19 protein-coding genes are annotated in these 18,268 nt (G+C 34.2%); 5 read left to right on the top strand and 14 right to left on the bottom strand.

Annotated features, from left to right (window positions below):
- Nucleotides 1–19: 19 nt before the first annotated feature.
- Nucleotides 20–961 (top strand): D-2-hydroxyacid dehydrogenase, encoded by a 942-nt coding sequence (locus STERM_RS14875; protein ID WP_012862445.1) that lies wholly within the window; start codon nucleotides 20–22, stop codon nucleotides 959–961.
- A gap of 68 nt (nucleotides 962–1,029) precedes the next feature.
- Nucleotides 1,030–1,167, top strand: a complete 138-nt coding sequence (locus STERM_RS22290; RefSeq protein WP_169305415.1) for a hypothetical protein — start codon at nucleotides 1,030–1,032, stop codon at nucleotides 1,165–1,167.
- 261 nt (nucleotides 1,168–1,428) lie between these two features.
- Here the strand turns inward: STERM_RS22290 and STERM_RS14880 are convergent, their stop codons facing one another.
- From STERM_RS14880 to STERM_RS14910, 7 genes are read right to left on the bottom strand one after another with little or no spacing between them, the layout of a single operon-like run.
- On the bottom strand, nucleotides 1,429–1,833 hold the full coding sequence (locus STERM_RS14880; RefSeq protein WP_012862446.1) for a PTS sugar transporter subunit IIA: 405 nt from the start codon (nucleotides 1,831–1,833) through the stop codon (nucleotides 1,429–1,431).
- Nucleotides 1,834–1,846: 13 nt separating this feature from the next.
- On the bottom strand, nucleotides 1,847–2,674 hold the full coding sequence (locus tag STERM_RS14885) for a PTS system mannose/fructose/sorbose family transporter subunit IID (protein WP_012862447.1): 828 nt from the start codon (nucleotides 2,672–2,674) through the stop codon (nucleotides 1,847–1,849).
- Nucleotides 2,667–3,434: a PTS mannose/fructose/sorbose/N-acetylgalactosamine transporter subunit IIC gene (locus tag STERM_RS14890; protein ID WP_012862448.1), complete on the bottom strand. Its 768-nt coding sequence runs from the start codon at nucleotides 3,432–3,434 to the stop codon at nucleotides 2,667–2,669. The genes STERM_RS14885 and STERM_RS14890 overlap by 8 nt, the downstream gene beginning before the upstream one ends.
- A 15-nt stretch (nucleotides 3,435–3,449) precedes the next feature.
- The gene (locus tag STERM_RS14895; protein ID WP_012862449.1) at nucleotides 3,450–3,902 is read right to left on the bottom strand and encodes a PTS sugar transporter subunit IIB; all 453 of its coding nucleotides are present in this window, start codon (nucleotides 3,900–3,902) and stop codon (nucleotides 3,450–3,452) included.
- A gap of 22 nt (nucleotides 3,903–3,924) precedes the next feature.
- A complete protein-coding gene (locus STERM_RS14900) occupies nucleotides 3,925–6,207 on the bottom strand; it encodes a pyruvate formate lyase family protein (RefSeq protein ID WP_041310042.1) in 2,283 nt (760 codons plus the stop codon).
- A 1-nt stretch (nucleotide 6,208) separates the two neighbouring features.
- Complete coding sequence (locus tag STERM_RS14905; protein WP_012862451.1) at nucleotides 6,209–6,958, bottom strand: N-acetylmannosamine-6-phosphate 2-epimerase; 750 nt, start codon at nucleotides 6,956–6,958, stop codon at nucleotides 6,209–6,211.
- A gap of 14 nt (nucleotides 6,959–6,972) precedes the next feature.
- Nucleotides 6,973–7,731 carry a DeoR/GlpR family DNA-binding transcription regulator gene (locus tag STERM_RS14910; RefSeq protein WP_012862452.1) on the bottom strand — a complete coding sequence of 253 codons (759 nt, stop codon included), beginning with the start codon at nucleotides 7,729–7,731 and terminating at the stop codon, nucleotides 6,973–6,975.
- A gap of 378 nt (nucleotides 7,732–8,109) precedes the next feature.
- Between STERM_RS14910 and STERM_RS14915 the strand changes: the two genes are divergently transcribed.
- The gene (locus STERM_RS14915; RefSeq protein ID WP_012862453.1) at nucleotides 8,110–8,892 is read left to right on the top strand and encodes a glycyl-radical enzyme activating protein; all 783 of its coding nucleotides are present in this window, start codon (nucleotides 8,110–8,112) and stop codon (nucleotides 8,890–8,892) included.
- Between the two features lie 93 nt (nucleotides 8,893–8,985).
- Here STERM_RS14915 and dmpI read toward each other — a convergent pair whose 3' ends face one another.
- The 3 genes from dmpI to STERM_RS14930 form a co-directional block, all read right to left on the bottom strand.
- Entirely contained in the window at nucleotides 8,986–9,189 is a 204-nt protein-coding gene (gene dmpI, locus STERM_RS14920; protein ID WP_012862454.1) for a 4-oxalocrotonate tautomerase DmpI, read from the bottom strand.
- A 102-nt stretch (nucleotides 9,190–9,291) separates the two neighbouring features.
- The gene (locus STERM_RS14925) at nucleotides 9,292–10,077 is read right to left on the bottom strand and encodes an ATP-binding cassette domain-containing protein (RefSeq protein WP_012862455.1); all 786 of its coding nucleotides are present in this window, start codon (nucleotides 10,075–10,077) and stop codon (nucleotides 9,292–9,294) included.
- Nucleotides 10,074–11,669 (bottom strand): ABC transporter permease/substrate-binding protein, encoded by a 1,596-nt coding sequence (locus STERM_RS14930; protein ID WP_012862456.1) that lies wholly within the window; start codon nucleotides 11,667–11,669, stop codon nucleotides 10,074–10,076. Before STERM_RS14930 ends, STERM_RS14925 begins: the two co-directional genes overlap by 4 nt.
- Before the next feature lie 352 nt (nucleotides 11,670–12,021).
- On the opposite strand from STERM_RS14930, the gene STERM_RS14935 reads away from it, so the two are divergent.
- Nucleotides 12,022–12,909 (top strand): DUF5996 family protein, encoded by an 888-nt coding sequence (locus tag STERM_RS14935; protein WP_012862457.1) that lies wholly within the window; start codon nucleotides 12,022–12,024, stop codon nucleotides 12,907–12,909.
- A gap of 152 nt (nucleotides 12,910–13,061) precedes the next feature.
- Here STERM_RS14935 and STERM_RS14940 read toward each other — a convergent pair whose 3' ends face one another.
- The gene (locus tag STERM_RS14940) at nucleotides 13,062–13,808 is read right to left on the bottom strand and encodes an amino acid kinase family protein (protein ID WP_012862458.1); all 747 of its coding nucleotides are present in this window, start codon (nucleotides 13,806–13,808) and stop codon (nucleotides 13,062–13,064) included.
- 2 nt (nucleotides 13,809–13,810) lie between these two features.
- Complete coding sequence (locus tag STERM_RS14945) at nucleotides 13,811–14,350, bottom strand: prolyl-tRNA synthetase associated domain-containing protein (protein ID WP_012862459.1); 540 nt, start codon at nucleotides 14,348–14,350, stop codon at nucleotides 13,811–13,813.
- Between the two features lie 126 nt (nucleotides 14,351–14,476).
- Between STERM_RS14945 and STERM_RS14950 the strand changes: the two genes are divergently transcribed.
- Nucleotides 14,477–15,343: a LysR family transcriptional regulator gene (locus STERM_RS14950; RefSeq protein WP_012862460.1), complete on the top strand. Its 867-nt coding sequence runs from the start codon at nucleotides 14,477–14,479 to the stop codon at nucleotides 15,341–15,343.
- Nucleotides 15,344–15,425: 82 nt separating this feature from the next.
- On the opposite strand, the gene STERM_RS14955 is transcribed toward STERM_RS14950, so the two are convergent.
- Together STERM_RS14955 and xylB are read right to left on the bottom strand one after the other, a co-directional pair.
- Nucleotides 15,426–16,571, bottom strand: a complete 1,146-nt coding sequence (locus STERM_RS14955) for an ROK family transcriptional regulator (protein ID WP_012862461.1) — start codon at nucleotides 16,569–16,571, stop codon at nucleotides 15,426–15,428.
- Between the two features lie 196 nt (nucleotides 16,572–16,767).
- The gene (gene xylB / locus STERM_RS14960) at nucleotides 16,768–18,237 is read right to left on the bottom strand and encodes a xylulokinase (protein ID WP_012862462.1); all 1,470 of its coding nucleotides are present in this window, start codon (nucleotides 18,235–18,237) and stop codon (nucleotides 16,768–16,770) included.
- Nucleotides 18,238–18,268 lie beyond the last annotated feature (31 nt).

The following is an 18,268-nucleotide window of genomic DNA, read 5'->3' on the forward strand; positions in this document are numbered from 1 at the left end:
TATTTTGGAGGTAATGCATATGAAAATATTATTGTTTCATAGTAAAAAATTTCCAATAACCAAAGAAGCACAAAATATAATAGACAATGAATTTCAAAATCATAAATTTTTCACGGTAAATTCCAGAAATTCATTATTTCAGGAGCTTCCTGATACGGATATTTTCCTTACAGGAGTATTTACCAAAGAAATGGCTGATATTTCAAAAAAATTAAAGTGGGTAAATGCACTAAGTGCAGGGGTTGATAATTTTGATCTGGAATTATTCAGAAAAAATAATATAATTTTTACTAATTCCACAGGGATGCATAAAATACAGATGTCGGAATATGCCGTAATGTCTATGGTTATGCTTATAAGAAATATGAATTTCTTTATGAAAAATCAATATAATAATATCTGGAATCAGGAAATTACACAAAGCCAGATATCAGGCAAAACTCTCGGCATTCTTGGTCTGGGTTCCATAGGCAGGGAAACTGCCCGAAAAGCTCATTTTATGGGAATGAAGGTTATTGGTCTAAATACTTCCGGAATAAATAAAGATGAGTTTATTGAAAAAGTTTATACACTGAAAGATCTGGACACTGTTATAAAGAACAGCGACTTTCTGATTAATCTTCTTCCTAGCAGAGAAGAAACAAAATATCTTCTTACACTTGAAAAAATGAAATTAATGAAAAAAGGCGCTTATTTTATAAATATGGGAAGAGGCAGTATTATAAGCAATGATACTCTTTACGAAGTCTTAAAAGATAATATTATCTCTGGAGCTGTGTGTGACGTATTTGAAACTGAGCCTCTCTCACAGGAATCTCCGCTGTGGAAACTGGAAAATCTTATTATTACTCCGCACATATGCGGTAATTCTGACACATACATAGCAAAAGCTCTCAGAGTATTTTCTGATAATTTCCAGAATTATATAAATAATGAAAAAATGTTTAATGTAATTACATGAAATATTCTATAGCCGGTATTGAATATTTCTCATTTTAATACTTAAAGCGAAAGGAATATATTATATTTATGCACAGCTTTATGCTTTTGGACAGATCGGAAGAAAAATGCAAAATGATTATGGAAAAGTACCGCCATTACAGAATGCCTGGCAAACTTATTATGAATGCAGAAGATGAGATAATAACTGAACTCATGGAAGACTGACCACAAACCCTGAAATTTCAAAAATAAAGCATTTCAGACTTAATTATAGATTTTTATAAAAATAAAAAAGATCTGTTTCCAGATCTTTTAAAGGAGTTTTATGAAGAAAAATTATTATTTTTATTGGTATGTGTTAATTATAGCCATTGCTTCTTAGTTCTCCATTAATTTAAGCTTTGTCTTTTATTTGAATAATTATTCTACAAGGCAGGAAATGTTTTATTTTCATTTCCTGCCGTTTTTATAAAATAGTTATATTTTTCACTCTGCACTAAATGCTTCTGTTATATCAATAATCCCTTCATTCCCTGCTGCTTTCAGCTGCTTCACGAGCATATCCGCAGCAGTATTCTCTCTTTCAGTAAGTGCTTCCAGCAGCATCGGAAGATTTACACCCGAAACAGCATTTATTTTATAGTTTTCAGCAAGCAGAAGTGCTGTAGCATTCGAAGGTGAACCGCCAAATATATCTACAAGCAGTAAATGAGAGAAATCATTATCAAATTCATTAATTGCTTTTTTTAACTTTTCCACAAGTGTATCCAGAGATTCTCCGGGATTAAAAATCACTGTTTTCAGATTTTCCTGCTCTCCGATTATCATTTCTGCCGATTTGCATATTCCTTCGGCAAATTCACCATGTGACATTACCAAAATATTTATCATTCTTTCCCTCCGTTTAAAATAATCTTATTAATGATCCTGCTGCTCCGATTAATATAAGAAGCAAAAGAAGCTTCATCACAGATATATTTTTTTTATCATGCAGATACCATATGACCATTACCAGTATAAACGGAAGAATCCCCGGCATAAGTCCGTCAAAAATATCCTGGAGCTTTGTTACACTTTCACCGTTTCCCCATGCTATTTTTGTTTTAAGTGAAATAAACTGCGCTGACAGTCCGCCTACCACTGTTAATCCTAATATAGCCAGAAATGCCGTTGCCTTACTTATCATTTCCGGAGAGAAAATCTCGGAATCCATTATTTTCATTCCCTCTTTAAAGCCGAACTGTATTCCCCACATTGAGAATCCAATTGTTATTGCTGTCCATATTACTGCAAACATTACAGGACCTAAAATATTTCCCTCAAGAGCCAGCCCCATCCCAAAGCTCAAAAGAAGCGCATTTCCCGTACTTGCAAACAATGAATCTCCCAGAGCTGCCATCGGTCCCATTAAGCCTGATTTTATTGCATTAAATACATCATCCGGAATATCTTCTCCCTTTGATTTCTGTACCTCCATAGCTGCAACAGCACCTATAAGCGGTGTTCCTATAGTAGGCTCAGTATTGAAAAAGCTCATATGTCTGCTTAAAGCATGTCCTAATTCTTCTTTTGTATTGGTTACTTTCTTTAGTACAGGAACCATGCTCCAGGCAAAGGCCACATTCTGCATTCTTTCCCAGTTCCATGCCGAAGTATTGGACATAAGCCATCTTACTCCTACTTTATATAAATCTTTCTTTGTCACTTCATTTTTCATATTATTTTCAGACATCCGCCGCCTCCCTGCTTGAATTATTCAAAAAACTGATCAGAGCAAGTGCTATTCCTATAAGAGCTATTGTAAAGATAGGAAGATTTAATGCTGTAACAGCAATAAACCCAATTATAAAATAGCTTATCAAAGCCGGAGATGACAGCAGCATTTTCAAAAGCACGGCCATCCCTAAAGCAGGAAGCATTCCTCCTATTACTGTAATGATATTAGTAAGCCATTCTGGAATCAGCTGAACCAGATTCTGTGCAATAGATGCACCAAAATACAGTACCAGAAATGCCGGAATAAATCTTAATACCAGTGCAATAATCTGCGGAAGTCCCAATGTCATAAAAGTAAGTTTTCCTACTTCACCGTTTAAGGCATATTCATCTGTTTTATGTACTAAAAACGAATTTATTGTAGCAAACAGCTGCCATACAAAGGTTCCTACAAGTCCCAAGGGCACAGCTATCGATACAGCCATTTCCGCTGTCACTCCTGTAGACAGAGCAAGTGCTGTTCCCACATAGCCTGCGAAATTTATATCCGATGACATTGCACCTCCCGGTGTAACCGCCCCTATATATAAAGCATTAATTGTAGCCCCTATAATAACGCCGTTTCTGACATCCCCCATAATTATACCAACAATAAGTCCTGCAACCAAAGGTTTTCCAAATACATGATAGGAAATACCCTGTCCTCCCAGCCACGGAGTTGCTATCCATGCAAGATATGCAAAAAGTGAAACTAAAATTGCCTGCAATAGTGTCATACTTTTTCTCCTTTTTTAAAATTTTGTTACTGTCTGTCCGGGAACTGTCTGCATAAAAATATCAATATTTTCTATTGCTTCCAGTTCTTTTATAGCTGCATAATTTTCTTCGTCAAGATACACTGTCTGTGCATATTTCTTTCTCCCGGCGTCCATCCCCATATTACCCACATTCATTTTCCATTCATAACACAGATTTTCTTGTATTACCTTTTTAGCATTAACAGGTGCCTTTGTTATTATAAGAAGATCCTTTTCTTCAAAATCACAAAGACAGCTTTTGGCATCTTCTACTGATTTTATTACCAGCTTTATATTTTTAGGCGTAGCCATAGTCAGTGCCTTCGAAATAATAGGATTACCTGCTGCCAGGTCATCTATTACCAGTATACTTTTGACATTAAGCTGCTTTATCCACGCTGTTACCACCTGTCCGTGTACTAATCTGTCATCTATTCTTAAAAACATAATTTTTTCCTCCTAAATCTTACTATGCGTCATAAAGCACCCTGCTCATTACCTCGTCCTGTACATCTCTTTCAAGATTTACAAATATTGCACTAAAACCACTTACTCTAACTACAAGATCAGGATATTTTTCCGGATGATCCTGTGCATCTTTGAGAACTCCCCGATCTACCACAGTTACCATTAAGTGGCATCCTCCCTTTTTAAAATAAGTATCGAATAATGATTTTATTATTTTTCTGTTTTTATTAAACATATTCGGAGTAAACTTTATATTCTGAACAGAGCCTCCATGATACTTTGCATCAAATCTGGACAGTGAATTCAGCAGTGCTGTAGGACCGTTTTTATCTGCTCCTCCCTGCGGATTATTAGCAGGATTCATAAACTGTCCCGAATATCTTCCGTCAAGAGATGCTGATGTTTTTCTTCCCCATTCTGTATTTGTCTGGTTATTGCTTATTACAATAAGAAAATAATCCATACCTTTTTTAAGCCCTCTGTCCCTGTTTCCTTTAGCAACAAATTCATAAAGATCATTTGCCAGTTCGTCTGCTTCCTCTATGTCATTTCCGTATTTACCGCAATTCCATAATTCCTCGCGTATTTTTTCATATCCTTTAAAATTATGGTGAGCAGCTTCGTTTAATTCTTTCAATGTATATTTTTTCTGATCAAAAACCAATGTTTTAATAGCATAAAGTGCATCGCTGGAATTAATATTACCGTATGTCTCATTCGTACCGCCTAGATATCTTACCCCGCCGTCTAAAATAGATTTTCCCCTGCTTATACAGTCATTAGTAAGTATACTCGCAAACATAAAGGATACTTCCCTGTTCATTACTTCATAACTGTGATATTGTGCATCAGCAGATAAATCAAGATAATAATCCAGCAGCTCTTTGTACTTGGAATAAAGCTCATCAAAGCTTCTGTATTCATCCGGATCTTTCATAATTATATTTCCGGATTTTTTTTTACCGTCCATGGGATCTATCCCTTTATTCAAAGTAATATTCAAAATTTTTAGTAAATTTATAAGTATATTCGGGGTTCCTACACTCTGACCCTGAATAACAAATTCGCCGCACCCGAAAGGTACATACTGTTCTGCTGTTTCTCTGTCCACACGCATGCTGTACATTACTGCCGGAATATTTATCTCGTCATTATAAAGCGTGGGATATGTTACACCCTCACCTATACAGTCATATGCCATATCCATAATATCCTGCGGTGTTTCCTTTGTTATTCTCAAGGTAAACTGCGGCTCTACATATTTACAGTCTTTTGTTACCTTTAGAGCTATACGTGTAAAAATATCCGCTGCTTCTATATTTTTACGTCCGTAGCCGCCGGTAATTATTCGCCCGTTTACCGTTGTTCTTCTGTTTTCTATTAATGTCCACAGTGACTTTAGATATCTGTAAGCATCTTCCTCTGTTATAAGCCCTGTTTCAAGATCATGTTTCAGATACGGACCGAGATAGTCGTCAAGACGTCCATAATTAATACAGCCGGCAAGTAAAGCATAAAGCCAGAACATCTGCAATGCCTGATGAAAAGTTTTGGGTTTGTTATTTCTTATTGCAGACAGACTCTCATCTATAAGAAGGAGCTCTTTTAATCTCTCTTCTCCTGCATTTTTCATTGCCTTGGCGATAAGCTTTCTTTCATAATCAACTGTTTTTTCATATAAATCCAGTGTTTCCAATGCAATCTTTAGAAATTCATTTTCTGCGGATTTATTCAGTTTATCTTTTATGATATTTTTCAGACCATCAATTCCGTTATCCAGAAGCTTCGGATAATCAAGCATCATCCCGCTGAGTCTCGCTGTTGCCATCAAAGGATAATTACAGTCTATAAATCTTCCTATGGTATCTTCAGTAAGCACATCTTTGCAGTATAGAGCTTTTACATCATGCTCTTCCCAATATTTTCCGATTTTATCGACACGCTTTTTATCCTCTTCTGATACAAGTTCACTTTGAAACTTCTGTAGTTTGTCAAAAACACAATAATGCCCCACACCTCCTACAGATGTAACAGAACCAAATCCTACGGGAAGAAAATCAAGTCTTCCAGCTATCAGATCATCTTCTTCTATATTTCTGAATAATCTGGGAAAAATAACATTCAGACAGTTTATTTCTCTTTTTTCTTTGGATAAATGTAACGATGCTTTATGAACCGAAGTATATTCCTCCATAATATCCAGCTGTTCTGCCGTTGACTTTTCACACGGAAGTTTTTTACTGACTTCTACATTCTGTGCACCAGATATATTTATCTTTTTCATTTTAATGTTTGCTCCTTTCGGCATCACGCCAGTTATCCTGATATCCCCCAAGTAAATCTACAAATCTTTTTGCAGTCAGATGCGGTCTTGTTATGGCACTTCCTACTACTACTGCATGTGCCCCGAGATAAAGACATTCCATAGCCTCTTCCGGTGTGTATATATGCCCTTCCATAAGTACATATGCTTCATCCTTAAAGTCTCTGCACATTCTTGCGAATTCTCTCATATTAGCGCCCTCTATATGCTTAGTTTCTTCAGTATAGCCGTATAATGTAGGAGCTACTATATCCGCTCCGTTGTCTATAGCACGTCTTGCTTCGGCATAATTAGCTACATCAGCAAAAATAATTGCTTCTGGTATCTCTCGTTTCACTATCGGAAGAAGATCCCATGCCTTGGTTTTTTCATGAGTCAGCTGTGAAGTACAGTCAAGTGCTATTATATCTGCACCAGCTTCCCATACCTCTCTGCATGCTTCAAGCGTAGGCGTAATAAATACATCAGTATCCTCATGCCATATTTTATACAATCCTATTATTGGTAAATCACAATTCTCTTTAATCAGTCTTATCTGCTCAGGGGTATTTGCCCTGATCCCCACAGCTCCTGCCCATTTCGCCGCCTGTGCCATTTTTACTACCATGTCATTTGTATAGATAGGTTCGTCCTTTTGTACCTGACAGGATACTATAAGTCCGTTTCTAAATGACTCCAATATCTCTTTCTTTCTTGGATCATTAGTTTTCATTAAAGTTTTCCTCCTTATTTGCATATAATGATGTTCTTGCTTCTTTTTTCATTTTTAGGAAAATCATTTACATAAATATGGGTAAATTCAGAGAAGTATCCAAAGGTACAGATACCTGCAAGTGAAAATTTCGAATCATCTACAAGTAAATAAGAATCTTTGCTTCTTTTCATAACCGCCTTTTTCAGGGCACCTATTTCAAATTCACTTGAATATACTTCGCCAAGCTCCAGATCAATACCGTTAGCACCAATAAAAGCATGGTCAAATCTAAACTGCTTTAACTGCTCTATTGTGCTTGGTCCCGAACATACTTCATATTTAGGTATATATAATCCTCCCAACATATATATCTGTGCATCGCATCCCTGTAATCTTGCCAAAGTAAGATAACAATTCGTTACGATCTTTATTTTTTTATTCTGAATATAAGGTATCAGATAAAGCGGTGTTGTACCTGAATCAAGAAATATAAGGTCCCCATCCTTTACCACCTTGGCAGCTTCCCTGCAGATAGCCTTTTTCTCTTCTGCATGTATATCTACTTTTTCAATAACCGGTATTTCTGTGAGGTCACTCATTATCTCATCCAGATTTTTTTGGACAGCACCTCCTCGTTCTCTTGAAATTTTTCCTTCATCTTCCAGAATTTTCAAATCTCTTTGAATAGTTGATTTTGACACTTGTAATTCTTTGCAAAGATCAGCAACACTTATAGATGGTTGAGCCTGCAGTCTCTTAATAATATATAATAAACGTTCTTTTGCCAGCATGTTTTATCTCTCCTTTTAAAAAAAATATTATTTTTAACTACCTATAATTATACCTTATTTCAAACGGTATTTGTTCATTATTTTTCATTTTTGCCATAATTTCTTCTGATTCAATCTAAATATGAAAAACATGCATTATCTTTGCAGTTCACAATACACCTCCTCTTTAATTTACCAAAAATGAACTAATATGAATTTCGTGTCATCCTTCACCTTAAAAAAAGTATACCACCATTTTTATATCATGTCAAATCATTTTTATTCAAAATGATTCATATTGAATCATTTTTTATTTACAAAAGTATATTTTTAAGTTATAATAGCATATATGATTTTTTTGACTAAATATTATACTATTACATATAAAGGAGATTTTTTATGAACAATGAGATAAAATCCTGCATCTTTAATATACAGAGATTCAGCATTCATGACGGACCGGGAATTCGGACAACTGTGTTTTTCAAGGGCTGTCCCCTGAACTGCATGTGGTGTTCCAATCCTGAGTCACAGAGCTTCAAGCCGGAACCTATATGGGATAAAATAAAAAAGGATTATATTATTACAGGTGAATGTAAAACTGTGGAAGAAATCATGGAAATAATTTTAAAAGATATGGATTATTATATTGAATCAGAAGGCGGCGTGACTCTTTCAGGAGGTGAGGTACTTTCACATCCTGAATTTGCAGCAGAGCTGCTGAAAGAGTGTAAAAAACACAACATACATACTGCCTGTGAAACTTCCGCATTTTCATCACCGGAAATTTTCAATAACTTTACAGAATATCCTGATCTGCTTATTATTGATATAAAACATTATGATAATTCCGAGCATATAAAAAAAACAGGTGTCTCTCTGAAACCGATTCTGAAGAATATAAAGCATGCTATTTTGAAAAAAAAGAATGTTTTATTCAGAATACCAATCATTCCCGGATATAATGACTCTTTGAAGGATGCTGAAAATTTCTCCCGTTTATTAAAACTGTATAATATAAATAAAGTAGAGCTTCTTCCGTTTCATCAATTCGGAAAATCTAAGTACAAATTTTTAAACAGGAAGTATGAATTTGAAAATACTAAGCAAATATATGCAGAAGATCTAAAAGAATATAAAGAAGTTTTTTTAAGAAATAAAATAGAATGCAGCATTAGCTGATAATATTGTAATATGTAAGAAATTTTTTACTAAACTGCTGCTAAAAAATAAAGCTGTAAAATGTATTATTTCCCATTTCACAGCTTTATTTAATTATTTTGGTTTATATTCTTTTTTTATTTTGTCTATTGTTTTTCCGCCTATTCCTATATTTTCATCAGATAACTCATTGATACTGATAAAGAAAAACTCTTCCGGAACACTCATTATTTCCGAGGCTGTTCTGGTAATACTGTTTATGAGCTCAGATTTCTGCTCTTTAGTTAATTTCCCGCTTTCAATTGTTATTAAAGGCATATCAAATTCCTCCATTTTTATTATTTCAATAATTATAACATATATTTTTTATTTTTCAGAAAAAATGAACATACTTAATATGCTCATTTTATATATTATATTTTATCTTAAATTTTTTAACTCATTCAAGCTTATATCATTATCTTTTATATACACAAATTTTAGCTTCTCACTTAAAAATTCATTTACAAATTTTGTATTTTCACTTTGGTAATACTCTTCCTTTGTACCTATCTGTTCTATTTTTCCGTTATGCATAATTATAATTCTGCTTCCCAGCGTAAAAGCCTCTTCTATATCATGAGTAACCAGCATAATTGTAAGTCCCAGCTCTTTTTGAAGCTTTTTTACCTGTTCCTGAAGCTTTCTTCTGTTTATCTCATCCAAAGCCCCAAAAGGCTCATCCATAAGCATTATTTCCGGACTTGACGCAAGAGCTCTTGCTATTCCAACCCTTTGCTGCTCTCCGCCGCTCAGCTCACGCGGATATTTTTTCAGATAATCATGCGGCAGATTCAGAAGCTCAAGAAGTTCCTCTGCCTTTTTTCTTTTTTCCTCGGAAGATTTATTCTGCAGTGTAAGAACGTAGCTGATATTCTCCTCAGTATTCAAATGAGGAAAAAGTCCTATACTCTGTACCACATAACCTATCTTTCTTCTCAGCCCTGTTTTATCCCATGCTTCTATTTCTTTATCCAGTATTTTCAGACTTCCTGAAGTTTTTTTCTCAAGACAGTTTACCATTTTCAAAAGAGTTGTTTTCCCATTTCCGCTTGTCCCCAGAATAGTTATAAACTCGCCCCTTTTTACTTTAAGATCAAGATTTTTTATCACAGGCTTGTCTTTTTCATATGACTTGCTGACATTTTCAAATTCTATTACTGTCATTTTATCAGCCCCTTTTCTTCAAGAAATTTTCTTGCCACATCCTGAGGATTTTTATTCTCTACTTCTACCTGATAATTCAGATTTGTCATAGTTTCATCATCTAACATTCCGTTTAGCTTTTCTATCAAAGGTTTTATTTCGGGATATTTTTTCAGCGTTTCCTTTTTTATTACGAATCCTGCATTATATGAAGGAAAATAATCTTTATCATCCTGTAATGTTACAAGATCATATTTTTTTATCAGACTGTCTGTAGAAAATGAATTTATCACATCTACCTCTTTTCCCTCCATAGCCTTATATTTTAGATTTATATCCAGTTCAACCAGCTTTTTGAAATCAAAACCGTACACCTTTTTCAGTCCCGGATATCCATCCTCTCTCTCGAAAAAATCAAACTCCGCCCCAAATCTGTATTGATTACTTGCCTTTGCCAGATCTGAAAAAGTTTTTATGTTATTTTTCTCTGCTTCCTCTCTTTTCATAGAAAGTGTAAAAGTATTATTAAAGCCCAGAAGACCAAGCCACTCAAAATTGAACTTATCTTCATATTCCTTTTTCAGCTGTGCATACATTTCATCCTTTGGAAGGGCCTTTTCATGCTTTAGCACGAACAGCCAGGAAGTTCCCGTATATTCAGGATACATATCCACTTCTCCCTTTACCATTGCAGGATGAATATTTGATGTTCCGCCGCCTATACTGAATTTCTTCTCTACATGTATTTTAGTGTTTTTCTCTATAAGCAGGCTTGCCATCTCACCGAGTATAAGCTGTTCTGCACTTGGCTTCGTTGCTATAGTTATTATTTTTCCGTCTGCTCCTCCCGGTTTCGGTCCGTAAACTTTTGAAAATATTGTAAAAACTAATATTGCCGCTGCTGCTGTTCCCAGTATCAATGCAGTTCTTTTTGTCTGTCCTGCTTTTAGTTCACGATATCCGTTTACTTTTCTAAATGCTTTTTTCTCTACTACATTCAAAAAATAATCCAGAACAATTGCCAGTATTGCTATAAGCAAACTTCCAATTACTATCAAAACTGAATTATTAGTATTGATCCCGCGGTATATTGCCTGTCCCAAGCCGCCGGCACCGATAAATGATGCTATACCTGCAAGTGATATTGTCATAATAACTACTGTTCTGATACCTGAGATAATAATAGGCATTGCAAGAGGAAGGCGGATATTTTTAAAAGTCTGGAATTCAGTAGCTCCCATTCCTTCTGAAATTTCTATTATTTTTTTATCTGTACTTTCCAGTCCTGTATAAGTATTTCTTATTACCGGAAGCAGTCCGTATATTATAAGTGTGACAGATGCATTCCAAAAGCCTATCCCCACAAGTGGTATAAGCAGTCCCAGCACTGCAATTGACGGTATTGTATAAATTCCGTTTGTAATTCCCAGTATCAGACTGCGAATTTTTTTATTATAAAAAATATATATTCCTATTGTGATTCCTAAAATTACTGCAATAACTATTGAAAATACTGATATTTTCAGATGCTGTATAAGTAAATTTATATAATAGGGTCCGTTTTCTGTGATTTCCTTAAAAATACTTGCCATATATTCCTTAAGTTCTCCCATGTGTAACCCCTCTTTCTCTAGTTTTGTATTAATTATAGTTTACCATACAAATTTTGTCAAGTTTAACTTTTAACTTTTTTATAAATTTAATATTACTTTTTCTATAAAAAATATTTTCTGTTTTCTATTTTTTATTAACCAAAATTTTTTTATCTATAAAATAAAATATATATTAAATAAAATTATATTTGTATGAACAATATCGTTAATTTATTTAAATTACTATTTATTTTTATCTACAAATATAATACTTCTATTACAAATTACTTCTTTTTAATGATAAAATAAGTTATATTTTTTATCTTTTTTTAATATAATAAAAATATGAATACAGTAATATATAGGAGGTCAAATGAAAATAGTTAACAGATCTGACTGGAAAGATACTTATGATACACTCCATCATCTTGTTCAGATGATGGGTAAAGTAAAACTGGCATCCACACCTGTACAGCCCGAATGGGCAAATGTTCCTCTTGAGGTTTATCCTCACGGCTTTAAAACGGGACTTCTTTATAAAAACGGTGTTAATTTTGAAATCCTTCTGGATTTTTATCAATCCGAAGTGAGTATTTATGATAACCGCGGAAATTCAAAATTTTTTGTATTAAAGGATAAAACTTCTGTTTCTGGTATATATGCAGAATTTATGGAACTGCTGGACTTTCTCCGGCTTGAAATTCCTATTAATACAATCCCTCAGGAAATGAATACCAAAGTACGCTTTGAAGATAATACAAAGGAAATAACATATGATCATGAATCTGCTAAAAATGCCTTTGAAATGATCTTATTCGCATACCATGAACTTAATGTTTTTATTTCCCCTTTTCGTTCAAAAAAAGTAATGCCTAAGTTTTACTGGGGAACCTTTGATCTCGGCACTACTATATTTTCCGGCATTCCTGCTCCGTATGAAACTACGGATATTATTGCCAGAATAGGATTTGACGAACAGATGATAGAATTCGGTTACGCCTTTGATGATACCATTGACGGTTTTCCTTATTTCTATATACTGATTTATCCGATAAAAGCTTCCGAATATGAAGATGCAAAGCCTGAAGGATCCGGATATTTTTCAAAAGAAAAATCAGAATTTTTTCTTCCGTTAAAACCGGTTTTTGAAAGTGAAAATCCTTCTGAAGAGATACAGAAATTTCTCTCGTCATCATTCAAAATTATATGTCATAATGAAAAGTGGCCTAATCTTGACTGGCATACTCAAGAGATTAAATAATAAAATATTTATATACTAAATATCAAAAGATGATCACTGTAATAAAGAGATCATCTTTTTTAGTTTTATAACTTATATAATGCTTTAAAATTTATAACTAATAAGTTTATTATATTTTTTATCCTCAGAAAGTGCTAAAAAACTGCCCTGCCTTAATTTTTTATGACTTCATATAATGACAATAAATTTCCAATATTTAAGATAGTCGTCTCAACCCCGCAGCTCTCTGCTGCTTTTAATGCTGACATCTTTTTCCTGAATTCCTGCTTTTCATTTTTCAATGATTGATATTTTTTTCCGCTGCTGGTTTTGGCTGTAAAGCTCAACTCCCTGATATTAATATTCTGAAAGATTTTTTTATAAGGAAAGAACTCATCAGACAAAACTATAAGTTTGTGAGTTTTACACAATGCTGCAATTACCACTGCAAGCATATCATCATCTTCAAACAGCAGTTCTTTCGTCCTTGGTTCAATACAGCCGGCAATGCTGTTTGTATTTACTATCGGAATGATTCCCATTTCAAGCAGGGTATTTATAGTATCTGAAAGGTTTTTCTTTTTTTCTGCGGATTTTATATCTTCTGCATTTAGAAGAATCTGTGCTATTACTTTATTATAATCATTAAAAAAACTGTCATATAGATCAAGCATACTGCACTGCCCCACTACTGCCGCCATTTGCTTCTGTCTTATATTTTCAGGCCTTGTTTTCATACTCAGTGTATCCATACCTGCGGTAAGTGCACCGGAAGGTATAAGAATAAGCTCATAGCCCATATTTTGAATATCTGCCAATATTGAAACAAGCTCCTCAAAAAAAACTGAACCGTTTTTCTGTTTACCAATAAATGAAGTTCCTTCTATCTTTATTACCATTCTGTTTTTATACTGCTTCATATTTATACCTCTATTATAACGGGAATATGTCCTGTAAACGGCAAAAATTTATTAATAATATGTTTTGTCTTGATTTTCATATATCCTGTGATTGTTCCGTCACTGCAGCCACAGTATTCTTTGTCTGCCACATCTTTATCAAAAATAACTTTTATTTTATTATTTTTATCAAGAACAGCACTGAAAACAGTTACAGCTCCGATTTTTACTCCCAGCGTCTTTTCGGTTAACTCCACAGGAGCAAATGAAACACGCGATATATTTAAAGCACTGCTAAAATCTCCTGATCTGAATGGTTTATCCCCTGCTGTAATAAATAAATAAAACTCTGTCTCATTTCTGTTACATAAAAACAGTGTTTTTACCATTTCCATATCCAGCTTTTTATTAATCCCCAGACAGTCTTTCATTGTAACTGCTTCATCAGTACTAACCCGTTCAAACGGTATATTAAGATTTTGCAGTATTCTGTATGTTTTTTTCTGCAGTATTGTATGAAATTTCACCGGTGCCGTCTTAGATATCTCACTTATATAAAACATTACTCCTCCTGTCCTTTATTCTTGAAATTTATATAAATATAGTGTATCATAAATTTATAAATTACAAAAACGAATTATAATCATACTTATCATGACAAAATCAGATATAAAGGAGAAGCAGATAACATGGATATGAATATTCAAAAATATATTGCATTTATTAAAACTGTAGAATACGGAAGTTTTACAAAAGCGGCTGAAATGCTTAATTATTCTCAGTCCGGCATCAGCCGTATGATAAACGATCTTGAAAAAGAATGGGGTGTATCACTCCTTGAACGCGGACGTTCCGGTGTACGTCTTACCTCTGACGGTCTGAAGCTCCTTCCTTTTGCTAAAAGCATGTGCAGTGAATACAGGAAATTACAGACACAGGTCGAAGAACTAAATGGTCTGAAGTCCGGTCTTATTCGAATCGGAACATTTTCAAGCGTGGCTACCCACTGGCTGCCCAAAATTATCAGCAGATTTCAAAAAGATTATCCTAATATTGATTATGAACTGCTGCTGGGTGACTATGCCGAAATAGAGAAGTGGATTTCTGAAGGACGTGTAGACTTTGGCTTTGTCCGTCTTCCTACACTTCCGGAATTTGAAACTTTTCTTCTTGAGGAAGATAAACTGCTTGTCGTACTGCCTGAAAATCATCCGCTTGCAGACTGTGATTATTTTCCTGTCAAGGAATTATGCGAATATCCTTTTATGCTGCTTCAACGAAGCGTAAAAGCCGATACTGCCGATATATTTGAAAAATATAATATTACACCTAAAATTCATTTTACTACGTGGGATGACTATGCTATTATGTCCATGGTAGAAAGCGGTTTAGGTATCAGTATTTTGCCGCAGCTTATTTTACAGCGGATTCCATATCGAATTGTAACAAAAGAGCTGGAAATTCCTGCATATAGAAAAATAGCACTGGGATTAAGAGACAAAAAAAATACTTCACTTGCAGTTAAGCAATTTTTAGATTATATCCGGTACAGATAATCCTTATACTTATATACATTAAAAAATCCCTGGAATTTTCAGGGATTTTTTTATATTTTAATAAATTTCTTTTCCAAATAACTTATACTCCGCTTTTTAATATCAGATCAAAATCATAAATATTCGACAAAGGAATAATACCGGCTCCTATTGCAGAAGCTGTTGTAAGTAATTGCGGAAAAACAATTTTTTCGGCATTTTTTTCCAGCTTGCAGTTTTCATTTTTTATTTTTTCTATAAGCAGATTCTGTATCTGTTTTTCATAAGGTGCAAGAATACCTCCGATTATTATACAATCCAGATCAAATATAAGAAAAAGATTCATTATTCCTGCTGCAAGATAATCAAAATACTCGTCCATCTGTCGAAAAATAACATCATCACTTTTATTCAGATATATGTCAAGAAGTGGATCTACACCTGCAAGGCTGTTATCCTTGATTATTTTATTTATTATATTGGAAGAAACATACTTTTCCCAGCAGCCATGTCTTCCGCACTCACACTCCCGTCCTTTATATTCTATCACCATATGTCCCACTTCGCCTGCATGCTGAAGACCTCCGGAATAAAGAGAATTTTCCAGAATTATTCCTCCCCCTATCCCTTCATGTACAGAAAGATAAATAGAATTCTTATATTTTTTGGAACTGCCTATAAGATTCTCGGCATATGCCGCATAGTCTGCTTCATTCCCAATATATATCGGTATATTAAAAGATTCTTTCAGTCCTTCAAGTGAATACTCCTTTATGTCTACTATAGGCGATTCTTCGAATTTCAGCTTTCTGTCATTTACTATTCCCGGAAACGCTATCCCTATGCCTAGAAGCTGTTCCATTTTTATATTACTGTGTACTATTGATTTATAGACAAGATTCTTTAATTCTTCCTGAAGATTATTTATATTATAATTTTCCTGCGACTTATATATCAAATTTAATTCCAAATCCAGTATTATCACTGTAATAAGTTCCTGTCTTATTTCAATTCCTATGGTATAGCTGTTTTGGGAATTTATTTCAAATACAACGGGTTTTCTTCCTGCTTCGGAATTAATTACCCCGCTTTCTTTTATCAGACCCATTTTTATAAGTTCGTTCAAATAAAGAGTTACAGTCGGTATTGTAACATCAAGAAATTTAGACAGCTGTATCTTAGTTATCTGTTTTTCAAGATATATATAACTCAAAATTTTTCTATGATAATTATTCTGAATTAATTCCATAAAAATTCTCTCCTTTTACAGTTTACTTTTTAGTGTAATATTAGCTGAGTATAGTCAGTTCCCTACACTAATACCGGATTGTTCCGTAATAATATATTATACTCCTAATTTTTCTTTTTTCAAATTCAAAATTATTTAATTTCAGATAATAAAACTAAATATCTTCCTATAAAAAATATAAATTTATAAATCCCTTTTATAGTCTGCTTATTTCAAAAAATTCATTTTTTAATGCTTTATAGAGTCTTGTGTAAACTTCATATCTTTTTTGATATTCTTTGTGGTTTTCCAGATCCGGCTCTATTATATCTGTTATCTTTACTATTTCTTTCAGCTTCTCATCCATATTTTTTTCATTTTCCGTTCCGAATAAAGCAAGAAGTGCCGCACCGTATGACGGTCCTTCCTGAATAGCCAGTACCTCTGATTTTATGTTAAAAACATCCGTGAGTATTTTTCTGCTCAGCTCTGATTTCGCACCGCCGCCTATTATTCTTATTGTATCCGGATTAAGTCCGTCAGCAAGGTTATATGAATCATAAAGCGCAAAAACTATTCCCTCCATTACAGCCCTTGTCATATCTCCCCTTGTATGTGCTGCGGTGAGACCTATAAAGCTTCCTCTAGCATAAGGATCTGAGTGTGGTGTTCTTTCACCTGTCAGATATGGAAGAAAAAACAGGTTATTGCTTCCAACCGGCGACTGTTCCGCTTCATCAAGCATTTTCGCATAATTACCGTCATGAATATCCTCTATCCACCATTTCAGACATGAGGCTGCTGATAATATTACCCCCATAAAATGGTATTTTCCGCTTGAATCACAAAAAGTGTGCATACTGCTTTTTTCAGGAAGCGACCATTTTTTCTGCGGTATAAAAACTACTCCGGATGTTCCCAGCGAAACCAGTATTTTATCCTCTTCCACTACTCCTGCACCTATTGCACCGCAGGCATTATCTCCGCCGCCTGCTGCCACGGGAATTTTTACAGTTATTCCTAATTCATCCATGATCTCCTGCTTTAATTCACCTGCAATTTCATATGATTCAAAAATTTCCGGCAGATATTCTTTTTTTATTTCAAGAATTTTTATCATTTCATCTGACCATTTTCTATTTTTTACATCAAAAAATAAAGTTCCCGATGCATCTGAAACATCAGTATAAAATTTTCCTGTAAGTATATATCCTATATAATCTTTTGGAAGCATTATATGTCTTATTTTACTGAAAACTTCGGGCTCGTTTTTTTTGAGCCACAGAAGCTTTGATGCAGTAAAGCCTGTAAATGAAATATTTGAAGTATATTCCGTGAGCTTATCCATTCCGATTTCATTATTCAAAAATTCTGATTCCTCCACAGTCCTCTGATCATTCCATAATATCACAGGATATAAAACTTCCTTATCTTCCCCCAAAATCACAAGGCCGTGCATCTGACCTGATATTCCTATTCCCTTTATGTCATTTATATTTATTTTTTCTGAAAGCTCCTTCATGCTGTCTGTTATACCTTTTATCCAGTCAGAAGGATTCTGGTCAGACCAGCCGTTATTAGAATAATGTACAGGATATTCCCTGGATGAAGATGCTGTTATTTCTCCGTTTTTATCTATAGCTGTTATTTTTACCCCGGAAGTCCCTAAATCTATACCTAAATACATACTGCCTCCTTTATCAGTCTTATTTTTTTAA

The organism is Sebaldella termitidis ATCC 33386 (assembly GCF_000024405.1).
Lineage (GTDB): Bacteria > Fusobacteriota > Fusobacteriia > Fusobacteriales > Leptotrichiaceae > Sebaldella > Sebaldella termitidis.

Coding starts and splice junctions, on each gene's coding strand:
- STERM_RS14935 (WP_012862457.1), top strand. CDS start 12,022: ATGAAAATAGTTAACAGATCTGACTGGAAAGATACTTATGATACACTC.
- STERM_RS14925 (WP_012862455.1), bottom strand. CDS start 10,077: ATGACAGTAATAGAATTTGAAAATGTCAGCAAGTCATATGAAAAAGAC.
- STERM_RS22290 (WP_169305415.1), top strand. CDS start 1,030: ATGCACAGCTTTATGCTTTTGGACAGATCGGAAGAAAAATGCAAAATG.
- STERM_RS14910 (WP_012862452.1), bottom strand. CDS start 7,731: ATGCTGGCAAAAGAACGTTTATTATATATTATTAAGAGACTGCAGGCT.
- STERM_RS14890 (WP_012862448.1), bottom strand. CDS start 3,434: ATGACACTATTGCAGGCAATTTTAGTTTCACTTTTTGCATATCTTGCA.
- STERM_RS14895 (WP_012862449.1), bottom strand. CDS start 3,902: ATGTTTTTAAGAATAGATGACAGATTAGTACACGGACAGGTGGTAACA.
- STERM_RS14905 (WP_012862451.1), bottom strand. CDS start 6,958: ATGAAAACTAATGATCCAAGAAAGAAAGAGATATTGGAGTCATTTAGA.
- dmpI (WP_012862454.1), bottom strand. CDS start 9,189: ATGCCTTTAATAACAATTGAAAGCGGGAAATTAACTAAAGAGCAGAAA.
- STERM_RS14940 (WP_012862458.1), bottom strand. CDS start 13,808: ATGAAGCAGTATAAAAACAGAATGGTAATAAAGATAGAAGGAACTTCA.
- STERM_RS14955 (WP_012862461.1), bottom strand. CDS start 16,571: ATGGAATTAATTCAGAATAATTATCATAGAAAAATTTTGAGTTATATA.
- STERM_RS14885 (WP_012862447.1), bottom strand. CDS start 2,674: ATGTCTGAAAATAATATGAAAAATGAAGTGACAAAGAAAGATTTATAT.
- STERM_RS14915 (WP_012862453.1), top strand. CDS start 8,110: ATGAACAATGAGATAAAATCCTGCATCTTTAATATACAGAGATTCAGC.
- STERM_RS14875 (WP_012862445.1), top strand. CDS start 20: ATGAAAATATTATTGTTTCATAGTAAAAAATTTCCAATAACCAAAGAA.
- STERM_RS14945 (WP_012862459.1), bottom strand. CDS start 14,350: ATGTTTTATATAAGTGAGATATCTAAGACGGCACCGGTGAAATTTCAT.
- STERM_RS14930 (WP_012862456.1), bottom strand. CDS start 11,669: ATGGGAGAACTTAAGGAATATATGGCAAGTATTTTTAAGGAAATCACA.
- xylB (WP_012862462.1), bottom strand. CDS start 18,237: ATGTATTTAGGTATAGATTTAGGGACTTCCGGGGTAAAAATAACAGCT.
- STERM_RS14950 (WP_012862460.1), top strand. CDS start 14,477: ATGGATATGAATATTCAAAAATATATTGCATTTATTAAAACTGTAGAA.
- STERM_RS14900 (WP_041310042.1), bottom strand. CDS start 6,207: ATGAAAAAGATAAATATATCTGGTGCACAGAATGTAGAAGTCAGTAAA.
- STERM_RS14880 (WP_012862446.1), bottom strand. CDS start 1,833: ATGATAAATATTTTGGTAATGTCACATGGTGAATTTGCCGAAGGAATA.